This is a genomic window from Moraxella sp. CTOTU49803 (genome assembly GCF_032097965.1).
In the GTDB taxonomy this organism is placed as follows: Bacteria; Pseudomonadota; Gammaproteobacteria; order Pseudomonadales; family Moraxellaceae; genus Faucicola; species Faucicola tetraodonis.
Map to the genome: position 1 here is coordinate 67,441 of NZ_DAMCJP010000007.1, position 15,913 is coordinate 83,353.

The window sequence follows — 15,913 nt, forward strand, 5'->3', positions numbered from 1 at the left end:
CATGACAACCGCATTGTTGACAGCCACCCTCTTTAAATTGATGCTCACAGTTGTTAAGCCCATACAGTAAATGCGAACAGTTTGGGCAAAGCTTTGCATTGGCGATACATTTTTAAAAAACTCACTACCACATTCATCACAGAGTAGATGAGATTGTTCGGTTCTAGTCTTCACATTGGCATTCATAGCTAAAATCACATTTAAAATAAGAAATACCGCTGTGCCATTGGCAACACAGCTGACGGCTCACAAGTGAGAAGCTGACCATCCGCCCGCACTTCATAGGTTTCTGGGTTGATCAACATCTCGGGGCAATAGCTATTAAACCGCATATCTTTTTTGCGAATGTTACGAATACCCTGCACAGGGCGAATCACTTTTTGCAAGCCAAGTTTGTCTTGGATGTTATTATCAAAGGCGATTTTGGATACAAAGGTAATGCTGGTTTGGTGGGTGGCTTTGCCAAGGCTTGCGAACATCGGACGATAATGCACCGGCTGCGGGGTTGGGATGGAGGCATTGATATCACCCATCGGGTAAGCGGCGATGCTACCACCTTTTAAAATCGTGTCAGGTTTGACCCCAAAGAATTTGGGCGACCATAACACCAAATCCGCCCATTTACCGACTTCTACCGAACCGACTTCCTCGGCAATACCGTGGGTAATGGCAGGATTGATGGTGTATTTGGCGATATAGCGTTTGATGCGAAAATTGTCATTTTCTGTCACTGTATCTTCTGTCACTGGGTCAATGTCATGAAGCTCACTGTTAGACGCATTTTGGCTCACTGTATCGGGTGCTAAAAATCCGCGTTGGCGTTTCATTTTATCCGCCGTTTGCCAAGTGCGAATAATCACCTCGCCCACCCGTCCCATCGCTTGCGAGTCGCTACTCATCATCGAGATTGCCCCCAAATCGTGCAAAATATCTTCAGCGGCGATGGTTTCTTGGCGGATACGGCTCTCAGCAAAGGCGATATCTTCGGCAATCGCAGGGCTCAAATGGTGACAGACCATCAGCATGTCGAGATGCTCATCGATAGTGTTGATGGTAAACGGACGCGTGGGGTTGGTCGAAGACGGCAGCACATGCGGCTCACCAATCGCCCGCAAAATATCAGGGGCATGCCCCCCGCCTGCGCCTTCGGTGTGGAAGGTATGAATACAGCGGTCTTTAAAGGCATTTAGCGTGCTTTCTAGATAGCCACTTTCGTTGAGCGTATCGGTGTGAATCGCCACTTGCACATCATACTCTTCGGCAACGCTCAAGCAGTTATCAATCGCTTGCGGCGTGGTGCCCCAGTCTTCATGCAGTTTTAGCCCGACCACACCCGCTTCGATTTGCTCGATAATCGGCTGAGGCAAGCTGACATTGCCTTTGCCCAGTAGCCCAATGTTCATGGGAATGTCATCAAGGGCTTTGAGCATGGTTTCGATATGGTATTTGCCGTTGGTGCAGGTGGTGGCAAGCGTGCCTTGGGCAGGTCCTGAACCACCGCCAATCATTGTCGTCACCCCAGACATCAAGGCAACCTCCGCCTGCTGTGGCGCGATAAAGTGAATATGGGTGTCAATCCCGCCCGCGGTCAAAATTTTGCCTTCACCTGCAATAATCTCGGTGCTTGCGCCAATGGCGATGGTGACATTGGATTGAACATCGGGGTTGCCCGCCTTGCCAATCGCCCAAATTCGGCTGTCTTTTATCGCCACATCGGCTTTATAAATCCCGGTATAATCCAAGATAAGCGCGTTGGTAATCACGGTGTCAGCCACCTCAGCAAACGGGCGCTGCCCTTGCCCCATGCCATCACGAATCACTTTGCCACCACCAAATTTGACCTCTTCACCATAGCTGGTAAAGTCTTTTTCCACTTCCAGCCACAGCTCGGTATCAGCAAGACGCAGTTTATCGCCCACGGTTAAGCCAAAATGCTCGGCATACATTTGGCGGGGTACGGTTTTTTGTGATTTTGCTAAACTTGCGGTATCCACAGATGTGGTGGCTTGCCCCATCACCCGCCCAGCAAACCCAAAAATCGCCTTATTGCCACCAAACTCGACCAGTTCAACTGATCGCGCTTGCCCTGGCTCAAAGCGCACTGCCGTACCCGATAAGATATTTAAGCGAAACCCAAGCGCCTTGTCACGGTCAAACGCCAGTGCATCATTGGCTTCGGCAAAATGGTAGTGAGAGCCGATTTGAATCGGTCTGTCGCCGGTGTTTTTGACCAAAATAGTTTGGACAGCGCGCCCTTCATTAAGGATAATGGCTTGGTCTTTTAGCTTATATTCGCCAACTTTCATGGTTTACCCCTTATACTGTTTAAATTACACAATCGGTTGGTGAATGGTCACCAGTTTGGTACCATCTGGAAAGGTGGCTTCCACTTGCACATCGTCAATCATCTCGGCGATACCATCCATCACATCCTCACCCGTTAGCCACGTGGTGCCTTCGCCCATCAACTGTGCCACTGTTTTGCCCTCTCTTGCGCCTTCGAGCACCAACATACTGATATAGGCTATTGCTTCTGGATAGTTAAGTTTTAAGCCACGTTGTTTGCGGCGCTCGGCAACCAGTCCTGCGGTAAAAATAAGTAATTTATCTTTTTCGGCGGGGGTTAAATGCATGGGTTACTCCAATTATTTTTTTAGTGTTAAAAATTAGACCGTCACTGCTATTAGGTTGCCCAAATTCGGGGCAAATGACTGGCTTGTTGCCACATTAAAGTGCGAATTTCATCACGAACTGCACCAAAACTGTCAAAACATTGGCGGACATCATCCCCCAAATAGCGAATAATCATCACCTCCCCTGTCTGGGTGCAAGAGACAGGCAAGCTATGATGGTCGATAAATAATCGTAATTGCTTGACCCAGTCAATCAGCTGTTTTTGGGCAGCAACACTTGGCACAACCCATAAGCTGGCAAAGACGCTGTGGTTATTGAGACCTACGGGTGAGCGATACCAATCGTGTTTGGCACAGTGATGTAAGGTATCAGCAAGCAGCAATTTGGGCTGCTCATCCACGCGCCAAAACAGGTTTGATAACCGCATCTCGCCTGTACTGTAGCGCTCGCCATGATGCTCTCGCCCTAACAGGTTAATCTCCCAAGCGATAATACTGGCAGCTGGGCTGATAAAAAACTGATTGGTGGCATGGGCAAAACTTGCGTTATAAAAACAGTTTTCTTGCGGTAGCCATTCAAAACGGCTGTCATCTTGCAGATAAACCGTGACATTTTGCGAAGCATAACTATTTGAATTTTCTTGGGTTTTTTTAGATTTTTGGGTCTGTTGATTTTTTTCGATTGGTGCACTATCATCGGTTTGCTTGTTAGCGGTGTAACTTGGTAAATTACCGTACCATTTGTTTGCCCCTGGCGTGGTAATCACGGCGTGGGCGTGATGTTTTACGCCAATGTCAATATCGAGCTTATCGCCTAAGGCGATGCCCGCGGGCGGATACAGCATGATGACATGACAAATACCTTGCTGTTCACCGCTTTCAGGATACAAGGCTTTTTGTACCCGCAAGGCGCCTTGGTGGTGGCGTTGTACCAAATTGGTGCGCGCATGCTCACCCGCATGTTGGGCGTTAAAAGCTAAGGTAAGTACTGAGTGCCAAGCCATATCTATCTAACTATATGAAAAATATATGGTTTTATAGAATGCAAGGGCTGTGCCACATTGAGGTATTGAGCATTGATACCAATATGGTGAAGCCCAAATCAGGGATGTTTACACGGTTTGGGCTGTTATTAGACTTGAGTATCGACTTCTGTCAGTTGCCGATGACGCTGCAAGGGCAATTTGATAGAGTTTAGGAGGGTGGCTAAAAGGATTAATATCATCCCTGAGTACTGCATGCCATTGAGCGATTGGTGCAGTAATACGATCGACAATACAATCGCGGTAAACGGCTCAAACACGGTGAATACCGAGGCTTTGGTCGCAGGGAGTTTGTGCAGGGCTGACATATACAAGAAAAACGGAATCACGGTACCCACTAGGCTTAGCCCCATCACCCACAACCAAGTGATAGCAGGCATGGTGAAGGCTTTGGCATAGGTTTGATAGGTCATCGGTAGGAATAATAAAGCCAGAGCACTAATCACCACCGAACTAAAAAACACCAAGGTTGGTGGATAGTGTTTGTGTAAGGCTTTTTTCCCTAAAATGCCATACAGTGAATAGCACACCCCAGACAATAAACCAAACACAATCCCCCAACTCAATGTAAAGTTCTCACTCAGCGTTGTCAGTGCCACGCCTAATACCGCGATGCAAGCTAAGGTAAAGGATTTTTTTGTTATCGGTTCTTTTAATAAAAAAAATGCCAGTACCAAACTAAAAATCGGCGCCGTACATAGTAGTGATACCGCAATGCCCGCCCCCACAAAATTTACCGCGATAAAATAGCAAACCGTCATGCCTAGCACGCCAATCAACGATTGCAAGCTCAACTGTAATATCTCGCCGACTGATAACTGCCTAATAGACGGCCACAACGATGGCAATAACATCAGTAGCATCATAGCAGCCGTCACCACTCTTAAAATGGCAATTTGCACACTATCAAAACCCAGTTGATGTAGATAGGTAGTAAAGATACCCAGCGTGCCCCAACAGATAGCCGCCACAATGACTTGCAAGCCACCCATCGTCGCATGATTGCGCGTGTTAGGGGATTGGTTGGTAGCGAAAGCAGGTTTACGAGTCACTGGCAATTCCTAAAAAACGGGGGATAAAAAAAGTGATTCTAGCAAACAAGGTTGGCTAAAACCACTTTGGGAAAACTTAAATTAACTTCATGGGGTTATTGATAACCGTGGTTAATCCACTATTTTTCTAACGTCTTTTTAACGTTTTTCTAACGTCTTTCTAGCCTTTTTCTAACATCGACACACTATCGGATTTTTTATACATCACCGTTGCTGCCAGTGCAATTACGCTTGCTATCACCAATAACCAAGCTGGCGCGATTTGACTGCCTGTTTTGCTCATTAACCAAGTTGCCATCAAGGGGGTTGTGCCACCGAGTAGCGCATTGGCTGAGTTAAAGGTGAAAGCAAAACCTGAATAACGTACCTCGACTGGGAAAATCTCACTTAAAAAAGCCGGTAGTGTGCCGTCATTGACGGATAATAAGAGCGAGAACACCAGTTGAATCAAAACAATGGTTAAAAACCCACCCAGGCTTAGCATATGAAACAAAGGCACTGTCAACGCGATAAACAACACAGATGCGATGATCAGCATGGTTTTGCGACCGTATTTGTCTGACAGTTTACCCATGGTGAAAATCATACCGATATAAGCGACTAATGAAATGGAGGCAGCTAGCAGCGACTGCGTTTCATTGATGTGCATTTGGGTCGATAAATAAGTCGGCATATAGCTTAGGATTAAGTAAAAAGCCACTGCATTCAAACTACATAACATAAACGCAATGCACAAGGTTTTTTTATGGTTGGCAAACAAATTTTTGATTGGCACCGGTTTTTCAATGGTGCTTTCTTCAAACGCCTTAAAAGCCGGGGTTTTTTCAAGATTCAACCGCATATATCGACCCACTAGACCCAGCGGTGCAGCCAATAAAAACGGAATACGCCATCCCCAAGTTTGTACAAAGTCAGCATCCATAAAGGCGGTCATAGCTGCCGCAATCAGTGAGCCCAGTAATAGACCCGCGGATGTACTGGCAGGTACGATACTGGTATAAAACCCTTTTTTGTCGGGCGGCGCATACTCTGCCATAAATGCTGATGCCCCTGCATACTCTCCCGAAGCTGAAAAACCTTGAATCATGCGCAACAATAACAACAACACAGGCGCTAAAATACCGACGGTGGCATAGCTTGGCAACAATCCGATTAAGAAAGTGGCACCTGACATAATCAAAATCGACCAAGATAAAGCCGCTTTTCGTCCGTATTTATCGCCAATATGTCCCCAAAAAATACCCCCAAATGGACGGACAATAAAGGATAGCGCAAAAATTGCATAAGTTGACATCAATGCGACGGTTGCATCGGTTTTAGCAAAAAATACGCTAGCGATGACAGTGGCAAAATAGCCATACGATGCGTAATCAAACCACTCGACAAAGTTACCAATAAAACTGGCTTTGGCGGCTTTTTTGAGTAACACAGGATCTTTAACATACGGCTCTGCAGCTGGTTGTTGCATTGCTACGGCAGTGGGTGAAAGTGCGAAAGTTGTCATTTAGTTTCCCCTTGGTTGGTAGTAAGTCATGCTAAAGTAAGCTAACTGATAATGTTATGCGCGGGACCATAGGCGAAGCCTGTGATATTGTCAGCGCCTGTTTCAGTTAAAACCAAAATATCATGTTCACGATAACCGCCTGCCCCTGCCATACCTTCTGGAATCATAATCATCGGTTCCATTGAGATGACCATATTTGGTTCAAGTACCGTATCAATGTCTTCACGCAGCTCTAACCCTGCTTCACGACCATAATAGTGTGACAACACGCCAAATGAGTGCCCATACCCAAAGGTGCGGCGGTCTAAAATGCCATATTCGGCATAGATTTTGTTGAGCTCTAAGGCGATATCACAGCAACGAACGCCAGGTTTGATGAGTTTTATGCCTTCTTCATGCACTTTGCAGTTAATTTCCCAATAGTTGAGCGTTGCCGTATCAGGTTCACCAAAATACAGCGTACGCTCCAGCGCCACATAGTAGCCTGCAATCATCGAAAAGCAGTTTAAGCTTAAAATATCATTGCGCTGCACTTTGCGATTGGTCACAGGATTGTGCGCGCCATCGGTGTTGATACCTGATTGAAACCACGTCCAAGTATCCATGAGCTCGACATGCTCAAAGCGTTGCCCGATTTCTCGTACCATCGCTTGCGTAGAGGCTAACGCTACCTCATACTCAGGAACCCCTTCATGCACGGCGTTGACGAGCGCTGCCCCACCAATGTCACAAACCTGTGCACCTTGCTTGATAAGGGCGATTTCCTCGGCTGATTTCACCATCCGCATTTTCATACAAGCTTGGCTGATATCGACAAATTCGACATTGGGCAAGGCGTCTTGTAGTTTTTTCAAACGTTCAATGGGTAAGTGATCGTATTCAATCCCCACTCTGCCTTTATTTTTGATTTTACTTGCGACGGCTTTAAAGTAGTTATCACGTTGCCAGTCGGTATAGACGATATTGTCATCGCCCATGGTACGTCGCCAAGGCTGTCCACCGTCGATATTGGCGGAGATAGTCACTACTTTGTCTTGGTCGATGACCAGACCATAGAAGCGTCCAAATGAGCAATATAAGAAGTCTGCGTAGTAGTTGATATTGTGATAGGAGGTGAATAACACGCTATCAATGTCGCTTTTTGCCATATAGGCTTTAAGCTTTTGTTGACGGTTTTGGTATTCTTGGGCGCTAAAAGTCGGCTTGACCTTCTCGCCATTTTTGATTTGGATTAAGCTTGGCATGCTAAGTGCAGTATCCAGGCTAGCCGCTTTATTTATCATATGTTCAACTGACTGATTCATTGTTTGCGCCTCACGAGGTTTAGGTTGATGTTAAGAAAATCTTTGCTCTCCACATCCCTCATCATACGCAAATTTAAAAATTCAGTTTTTCATAAGACGACATTTTTTTGATTAATTACGACAACACGGCTTGTCCATTCATACTATATTTATGACAGCGAATATTAAAAAAATTGGTTTTTTATTGATTGATGGCTTTACCATGATGGCTTTTAGCAATGTCATCGAGCCGTTACGAATGGCAAACTATGTCAGTAGTCAGCCCGTATATAGCTGGATTATTAGTGGTTTTGCAGGTCATCAGACCAGTGCCAGTAATGGGGTACAAGTCACTCATACCGCTGAAATCAAACATCTATTTGATTGTGAACTCGTGTTTATCTGCGGGGGCTATGAAGCCGAAAATTTAATGACAGACGCGCTAAAGGGGATTGTGGAGCGTTTAGCCGTTCGGGATATTGCGTTAGGGGGGCTTTGTACGGGGGCAATAGCGCTTGCGAATGCCGGGTTGTTAGCCAATCAATCAGCCTCGCTGCACTGGGAAAATGTTACGCTGGCTCAGGAACAATTTGGCAATGTCAAATTCTTAAACCATATTTTTACCATTGGTGATCGGCTCTACACCTGCTCTGGCGGGGTATGTGCGCTTGATATGACCCTGCACATCATTAAACAGCACTTTGGGCGAGAAATCGTTGAAAAAATTCAAGACATGTTTGTCATCACCGCTATCCGAGAGCCAGCGAGCATCCAACATCTACCCAAACCAAAAACCCTCAGTCATAGCTACGCCCATGTCATCGATGCTATCACGTTAATGAAAACCAATATCGAAGAACCGCTCACGCTAGCGGACATTGCTAAATACGTTGGCATCTCTGAAAGACAACTACAGCGGCAATTTGCCAAACAGCTAGGGGTCTCACCCCAACAGTATTATCTTAATTTACGATTAGACCATGCTAAAAATCTACTCAAACATACCACCATGCCAGTGACCACCATTTCAATGGCGACTGGCTTTTTCAATTTGGCATCTTTTTCCAGAGCCTTTCAACAGCAGTTTAATATGTCAGCCAGTGATTTTCGAAAAACGCTGTAAGGGTTAATGCGTCTTGTACCATCGCTTAATCAAGTGGTTGCTTTGATCAGTTAAAAACCTATTCATCCCACTGCCAATGAATCGCCAATTGATCCAGCACGGTTTTGACTTGTGGTTGATGTGACGCATCGCCATCTAGCTTGACTAGCACAATAAACCCATAAGTAGGGTCGTCTTTGCTGCTGACGGTAGCATGGATCTGATGGTGCTTTAATAACTCATTGACCGCCATCACCGTCGCTTGACGTTTTAGTGCAGGTTTAAATACTTTACCCACTGCCGTTAAAGGCAATGCATCAATCACGTAGATGGCTTTAGGAATCGCCGCTTTTTCGCCAATGTTTTGTTGGCAAAATTGCATGAGTTTATCAGTGTCTAAGCTGACACCCGGCTTAGGGGCAACGAATAAAACAGGTAACTCGCCTGTGTAGCTATCAGGTTTACCAATGGCAGCACAGCCGGCTACCCCGTCATATTGATAAACGACTTCTTCGATCATTTTTGGGTCAATATTGTGTCCACCTCGGATAATTAACTCTTTTTTTCTACCCGTCAAGAAAAAGTAGCCGTCTGCATCTTGATAGCCCAAATCGCCTGAATTAAACCAAGTCTGATTATCTGCGTCAGTTACCCAAATCCCTTGATTTTGCTGCGCCAAATAATAGCCGACAAACACATTATCGCCGCGAATACAAATATTGCCCACCTCGCCTGTGTTGGCAACTCGCACAAACTTGCCATTATCATCAAGCATCATCACTTGCATAGGCTGATACGGGAAACGTAGCCCTATTGAACCAATTTTCTTCTCCCCAAATCTTGGGTTGGCTGAACTACCACAATTACCTTCCGTCATACCGTACGCTTCAATGATTTGTACCCCTGTTTGTTTTTCAAATTGCTTAAATACTTCTATCGGCATCGGGGCTGCGCCACACAAACAGTGCTTTAAACTAGCAATATCATGGTCGCCAACTGGTAGATTTAATAATCCAGCAAAAAGCGTGGGCACACCACTAAAAAAACTCACGCGATAATGCGCAATAATCGCCCAAAAATTCGCCATAACCCCATCGCCGCGATAGCCCTCTGGCGAAACCAGCAAAATTTCACCACCCATCGATAACGGTAATAATCCTGTAACCATGACGGCATTGACGTGAAATAGGGGTAGTCCGCACAGCACGACATTGCCCTGATTTAGCATGTCATCACCAAACAATGCCCGTGCCTGTAAGACATTGGCGACTTCATTTTTATGATTACGCATGGCGATTTTGGGCATGCCAGTTGTACCACCGGTTCCAAAGAATGAAGACAGATCCTCAGACACAATGGTACGGGGGTTAATTAATCTATCTTTGGGCTGGTTTGCAATCCCAGTGTAAAAGTCATGATAGGTTACCCTCTCTGGTAATTGCTGTACAAATTCTTTACTTGCATCTGGCAAGGTTATATTAAGTTGATGGGCGAAATGATGAGCCATCGTCACCCCAATGATATGCTGCAAACTTGGGGTAAGCTTGGCAACCGCGATGGCTTTGTCCCAAAGCTGCGGCTTGTTATCTTGATTGGGTAATGGCGCAAGCGTGATGAGTAGCGTGGCTTTGACTTCATTTAATAAGCCGGCAATCACAGAAGGTTCAAGCAATGGGTTAATCGGAAAAATAATACCCGTTGCCTCGCCGCCCCAGATACAAAAGTGGGTTTCAGGTAAATTTGGCAACAATATCGCAATGACCGTATCTTTATCCGCACCCAATGAATAAAGCATATTGGCCGTTTGACGTATATATGCCAATAGATTCCGATAGCTATAGCTTGTGCTGTTTTGATACTGCGTAGCATTTAACACAAAGGTAAGGGCTTTTTTATCAGCAAACTGAGCTTCACTATCAGATAGCATCTGATAGGTGCTGCTAGGCAGGTTTAAAGGAAAATTTTGCTCATATTGCTCTAGGTCATCCTGATTTTTTATTTGCTGGTTCATCGTGTCAAAGTCCTTTTTACTATTAAATTAATTATCGCAATACGCCAACATTGCCTCTAGAAATAATACGGTATGTCAGTCAAAAGTTCTGGTATTGTTTCGTACATATTTGCTACAGTTAGCTGATGTGATGGACAAACTCAGTTAACTCATGAAACTACGGGAAAAAGGATGTTCCGATGATTGTACTTTGGCTTGCTATTGTTATTATCTTTATCATTGTTGCCACCGCAAAATTAAAATGGCACCCGTTTTTGGTGTTGATTCTTTCAGCATTTTTAGTCGCACTGTTTTATCAAGTTCCTATTGCCACTGTGCCTAAGACGATTGCCGAGGGCTTTGGGAATATTTTAGGTTATATTGGCTTGGTCATCGTATTTGGCACAATTATTGGACTTATTTTAGAAAAGACGGGTGCTGCAATCGTGATGGCAGAAACCGTAATTAAGCTACTTGGCGAACGGTTCCCAACATTAACCATGTCAATTGTCGGCGCTGTGGTGTCGATTCCTGTATTTTGCGACTCGGGATTTGTGATTTTAAATTCACTAAAAGAATCATTGGCGAACCGTTTAAAAGTTTCTAACGTCGCTATGAGTGTTGCGTTAGCAACGGGTCTTTATTCCACGCATACTTTTGTACCTCCAACCCCCGGCCCTATTGCTGCCGCAGGTAATCTTGGTCTGGAAACCAATCTTGGCTTAGTCATCGGTATGGGTCTATTGGTGTCGGTAGTGGCGGTAACCGCAGGTTGGTTATGGTCCCAGCGTTTTTTAACGGCCATTCCTGAAGCAGACAATCCATTCATGTCAACTGACAAAGCCGCAGTGATGCAAGCGCGTCAGCAATATGGTCAGCTGCCATCAGCCACGATGGCATTTTTACCGATTATTGTACCCATTATATTGATATGTCTGGCGTCTATCGTAGCATTTCCTTCTAAACCATTGGGCAGTGGATTATTGGCTCAACTATTAGGCTTTGTTGGTCATCCACTTTCCGCTTTACTTATCGGTCTGTTTTTATCGTTTTTACTCATTAAAGGCAATAATAAAAGTCAACTAATTAGCGATAGTATCGCTGAGGGCTTAACGGTAGCGGCGCCAATTCTGCTGATTACCGGGGCTGGGGGCGCCTTTGGTGCCATGTTAAAAGCCACATCGGTAGGCACTTATTTGGGTGAAACGCTAAGTAGTTTAGGTCTAGGGATTTTGATGCCTTTTATCGTTTCAGCGGCACTCAAAACCGCTCAAGGGTCAACCACGGTGGCATTGGTAACCACATCCGCTTTAGTCGCACCGATGTTAGGGCAAATTGGGATGGACAGTGATATGGGCCGAGTGCTTTGTGTCATGGCAATTGGGGCAGGCGCGATGACCGTATCACATGCCAACGATAGCTATTTTTGGGTTGTCAGTCAATTTAGTCGTATGAGTGTACCACAAGCCTATAAAGCACATACTGTCGCTACAGGTATCCAAGGTGTCGTCAGTATGGTGTTTATCTGGTTATTATCGATTATTCTGCTTTAAGTCATACCCTATCATAAAATAACTTTAGGAAAAGCACCGTGAAAATTGTTATTGCCCCAGATTCATTTAAAGAAAGTCTCACTGCCAGTGAAGTATGTGGTGCCATTGAAACAGGATTTGCCACTGTTTTTAAAGAAGCTGACATCATTAAAATACCGATGGCAGATGGTGGTGAAGGCACGGCTGCAGCGCTTAAAGAAACGCTGTCTGGCGAATGGCAAAGTATCATTGCACATGACCCTTTGATGCGCCCGATTGAGGCAAGCTATGTGCTACTGCCCAATCAAACCGCCATTATTGAGATGGCAAGCTGTGCTGGCTTGCACCTACTGACACAGTCAGAGCGAGACCCAAGTATCGCTACCACTTATGGCGTGGGTGAAATGCTACTTGATGCGATTGATAAAGGCGCAAAACATATTATCCTAGGTATCGGTGGCAGTGCCACCAATGATGCAGGTACAGGTATGCTAAAGGCCTTGGGCTATCGTTTCTTGGATTCACAGCATCATGAGCTTGTGCAAGGTGGTAAAGCTTTAGCGGCATTGGCGTTCATTGATAACCATGCAGTTAACGATAAAATCGCTGATATTAGTATTACCGTCGCCTGTGATGTGACCAATCCATTATGTGGCAAACTCGGTGCTAGCCATGTGTATGCCCCGCAAAAAGGGGCGACGCTAGACGATATCGTTATTTTAGATAATGCCCTTAGCCATTTTGCCAATATTGCTAGCCGTCAAAATTTCCCCGATAATCGTAATGAAGCAGGCGCGGGTGCCGCAGGCGGTTTGGGTTTTGCGTTAATGACGTTTTTATCGGCAACACTGACAGGCGGGTTTCAGTTGGTAAGTGAATTTAGTAATCTTGAGCAAATGGTTCAGCAAGCAGATTTGGTCATCACCGGTGAAGGGAAGATGGATTTTCAAACGTCCATGGGCAAAGTGGCATCAGGCGTGCTATCAATTGCCAAAGCAGTTAATGTGCCCGTTATCGCCATTTGTGGCGTAGTCGATGACCCCCACAGCCATTGGAAAGACGATGGTTTTACAATAGCGATTCCCAGTATTCAAACTTTAAGCTCGCTTGATGAGGCACTTGCTTTAGCAAAACAGAATGTTGAAAAAACTGCCTATAATATCGCGATGGCGATGCAATTGGGTCAACAATTAAACCGTTAGTATTTAGCCACATAGTGATAAACCCCGACTTTTGCAATTGGTCACTTAACGCATCAAAGGCGATATCAATGCTTTTTTCAGGTAGTTCTTGCAGGTCTGACAGTTCTCTAAGCGCGTCAAGCGCAGGTTTTGGTACTTTGCTTTTCTTATCAAGCACCTCAATGCAAGCATTCAAGTCTGGTAAGGCTAAAAACTCATTTACTAGCTTCCCTGCCCCAGCATCGCCAATGCCATCCCATAGCGTTAAAAAACGAATCCAAGCGAGTTCATCTAGATAATTAACCGTCACTCGTAGCATACTGATTAAGTCTTTAACATGCGCCGCTTCAAGCAATTTGGTACCGCCAATAAACACATAGGGAATATTTGCAGCAATGAGTGCGCTTTCCACTTGTCGACCTGAAAACGCTGAGCGCAGCAAAATCATATGGTGGTGCCACGGAGCCCCTTTATCATAACGTTTTTTTAAGTCACTGACGATAAATCGCGCTTCATCAAACTCATTGCCAAAACTATGCAGTACCGGTTTAATCCCTTCACCGCGATGTGCGGTAAGCCGTTTTTTATAATCAAGCTCGCTTCGATCCAGTAGCCAGTTGGATAAATCCAAGATTTCTTGGGTAGAACGGTAATTTAAATCGAGTGTGAGCACTTCGGTATCAGGCACGCGCTGTTTAAAGCTATGAATATTTTCAAAGTCTGCTCCACGAAAGCCATAAATCGACTGGGCATCATCACCGACACAAAACAACTGCGTGCGTCCAATAAAAGGCTGCAGTAGTAACCATTGCAATGGATTGGTATCTTGCATCTCATCGACGAGCAGATACTTGGTATTTTCAGTGACCCGTTCAAGGAGCCAATCATCGGCATTTAAGTAGCGTGCGACATACTCCAAGATATCATCATAGTCGAGATAATGACGTTCTTGCTTTTGCGCTTCATAGCCTTTCATAACTACTTTGATTTCATCATACGCAGGCTGAAAATCAGGCAGTTGCTTGTATAGCGCGTCTTTAAGTGAGATTTGGGTATTACGCGAGTAGGAATATAAATCAACAAGCTCTTTAGGCTTGGGTAATATCTCACTGATAGTTGGCACAGCTTTGCTGCGTTGGAAGGTGACGGTTTTGCCTGTGGATGTTTGATTAGCCTTAGCCGCTGCCTCTTTAGCACGTTTATCTTCGAGCTTACCGCGTAGCAGTTTGAAGATCATGATTTGATCATCACGGTCGATGACGTTAAAACCTTTTAAGTCAAACACTTTAGGGTAACGACGTAAGATACTTAGACAAAAGGTATGGAAGGTGGAAGCGCGCAGTCCTTCTGCTTGCAATCCTAAATGGCTCTCCACACGGGTGACGATCTCGCTAGCAGCACGGCGGGTAAAGGTGACGATTTGGATTTCATTGGCAGGCACACCTTTATCAATCAAATAGGCAGCGCGAGCCACAATGGTCTTGGTTTTACCACTGCCTGCCCCTGCTAATACCAGTGTATTTTGGCTATCGGTAGTGGCAGCTTTGCGCTGGGCAGGATTAAGTTCTTCAAGCAAGTTATTGATGGTCATAGTAAAGGAAATTGGCTAATAAGCATTGGTTTAGGCTAGCAAACTATATAGAGGTTGTCTAATTATATTCTTGAGGTGTTAGATTGATAAATCACTTTTATAGGCGTATTCGTATTGGATTTTTTTTCTATTCGATAAATATGTGCGACTTAGATTTACTTAAAAAAATATTGAATTTCATTAAACATTCAAATTCACGGTCGGGGTTAGTTTAAAAATTTGTAAAAAAAGCGTGGTCACAAAATGGTCACGTTTTGGTCACGGTCTAAAAATTTGCAAAAAATTGATTAGTTAAATTAACAAAGCATTTTTAGTAAAAAAAGGGACACAAAGCTTGAAAGCCTTGATACAGGCGGATTTGTAGACAATAAAAAAGCCACTTTACTATAAAGTGGCTTTCTTGAATTTGGAGCGGGAAACCCCGACCTTGGCAAAGTTGCGGAACTTAATTTTCACTAAATAACTTTAAATAATATTATACCCTATCTATTACAAACAAAGGCTTTCAGCCTTTTCTTATTGTCTATATTTTAATATCATTTAAGGTGATTTAATACTTCTAACTCTTAAATATGGCACTGAAAATGACCTATTTTTTTGTATGACTATTTTACCATTTTTTGAAGATGTTTAACTATTTTTAAATAGTTTATAGCTTGATATCGCTTATATTTCTTTAGAATATTTTATTTTTACTAAATTTTAAGTTTAACTAATGTTATTTGTTTTAGCTAGTATAAAAAAGACTTACACCTATATGTGTTAATTGATAGAATGTAAATGAAATCCCCTACTCCATTTTGGATGGTCTTACATGCAAACTAGCGATTTATTAAATTTGATTGCCTTAGGTGAAGATAGCCAACATCAATTTAAATCCGATGTCACTCGTTCTGATGCTCTTGCTCAAGAGATGGTTGCATTTAGTAATAGCATGGGCGGTTATCTTATATAGCCAATCCTAAATTATAGTAAGCACTGTTCTTCCTGAGCTTGTTGAAG

At 44.3% G+C, this 15,913-nt stretch carries 11 protein-coding genes and 1 pseudogene; 4 read left to right on the forward strand and 8 right to left on the reverse strand.

Annotated elements, in window-relative coordinates; translation table 11 throughout:
• Positions 1-200: 200 nt before the first annotated feature.
• The 6 genes from ureC to RT422_RS08645 form a co-directional block, all read right to left on the reverse strand.
• Entirely contained in the window at positions 201-2,306 is a 2,106-nt protein-coding gene (ureC, locus tag RT422_RS08620; RefSeq protein ID WP_313421982.1) for an urease subunit alpha, read from the reverse strand.
• Between the two features lie 24 nt (positions 2,307-2,330).
• On the reverse strand, positions 2,331-2,633 hold the full coding sequence (locus RT422_RS08625) for an urease subunit gamma (RefSeq protein ID WP_036599279.1): 303 nt from the start codon (positions 2,631-2,633) through the stop codon (positions 2,331-2,333).
• Between the two features lie 50 nt (positions 2,634-2,683).
• On the reverse strand, positions 2,684-3,637 hold the full coding sequence (locus RT422_RS08630) for an urease accessory protein UreD (RefSeq protein ID WP_144918403.1): 954 nt from the start codon (positions 3,635-3,637) through the stop codon (positions 2,684-2,686).
• Between the two features lie 128 nt (positions 3,638-3,765).
• On the reverse strand, positions 3,766-4,728 hold the full coding sequence (locus RT422_RS08635; RefSeq protein WP_313421983.1) for an EamA family transporter: 963 nt from the start codon (positions 4,726-4,728) through the stop codon (positions 3,766-3,768).
• A 160-nt stretch (positions 4,729-4,888) separates the two neighbouring features.
• The gene (locus RT422_RS08640; protein ID WP_313422011.1) at positions 4,889-6,196 is read right to left on the reverse strand and encodes an MFS transporter; all 1,308 of its coding nucleotides are present in this window, start codon (positions 6,194-6,196) and stop codon (positions 4,889-4,891) included.
• Positions 6,197-6,273: 77 nt separating this feature from the next.
• Positions 6,274-7,536 carry an aminopeptidase P family protein gene (locus RT422_RS08645; protein WP_313421984.1) on the reverse strand — a complete coding sequence of 421 codons (1,263 nt, stop codon included), beginning with the start codon at positions 7,534-7,536 and terminating at the stop codon, positions 6,274-6,276.
• Between the two features lie 151 nt (positions 7,537-7,687).
• Here RT422_RS08645 and RT422_RS08650 point away from each other — a divergent pair, with 151 nt between their 5' ends.
• Positions 7,688-8,638 (forward strand): GlxA family transcriptional regulator, encoded by a 951-nt coding sequence (locus RT422_RS08650; RefSeq protein ID WP_313421985.1) that lies wholly within the window; start codon positions 7,688-7,690, stop codon positions 8,636-8,638.
• 58 nt (positions 8,639-8,696) lie between these two features.
• Here RT422_RS08650 and RT422_RS08655 read toward each other — a convergent pair whose 3' ends face one another.
• The gene (locus RT422_RS08655; RefSeq protein ID WP_313421986.1) at positions 8,697-10,628 is read right to left on the reverse strand and encodes an acyl-CoA synthetase; all 1,932 of its coding nucleotides are present in this window, start codon (positions 10,626-10,628) and stop codon (positions 8,697-8,699) included.
• 179 nt (positions 10,629-10,807) lie between these two features.
• Here RT422_RS08655 and RT422_RS08660 point away from each other — a divergent pair, with 179 nt between their 5' ends.
• Both RT422_RS08660 and RT422_RS08665 read left to right on the forward strand, forming a co-directional pair.
• Positions 10,808-12,160 (forward strand): GntP family permease, encoded by a 1,353-nt coding sequence (locus RT422_RS08660; RefSeq protein ID WP_138018328.1) that lies wholly within the window; start codon positions 10,808-10,810, stop codon positions 12,158-12,160.
• Positions 12,161-12,198: 38 nt separating this feature from the next.
• Complete coding sequence (locus tag RT422_RS08665) at positions 12,199-13,341, forward strand: glycerate kinase (protein WP_313421987.1); 1,143 nt, start codon at positions 12,199-12,201, stop codon at positions 13,339-13,341.
• Between the two features lie 25 nt (positions 13,342-13,366).
• Here RT422_RS08665 and RT422_RS08670 read toward each other — a convergent pair.
• Positions 13,367-14,911: pseudogene (locus RT422_RS08670) on the reverse strand (ATP-dependent helicase); the annotation flags it as partial.
• A gap of 814 nt (positions 14,912-15,725) precedes the next feature.
• On the opposite strand from RT422_RS08670, the gene RT422_RS08675 reads away from it, so the two are divergent.
• Positions 15,726-15,866 carry a hypothetical protein gene (locus RT422_RS08675; RefSeq protein WP_157819391.1) on the forward strand — a complete coding sequence of 47 codons (141 nt, stop codon included), beginning with the start codon at positions 15,726-15,728 and terminating at the stop codon, positions 15,864-15,866.
• The last annotated feature ends 47 nt before the right edge of the window (positions 15,867-15,913 follow it).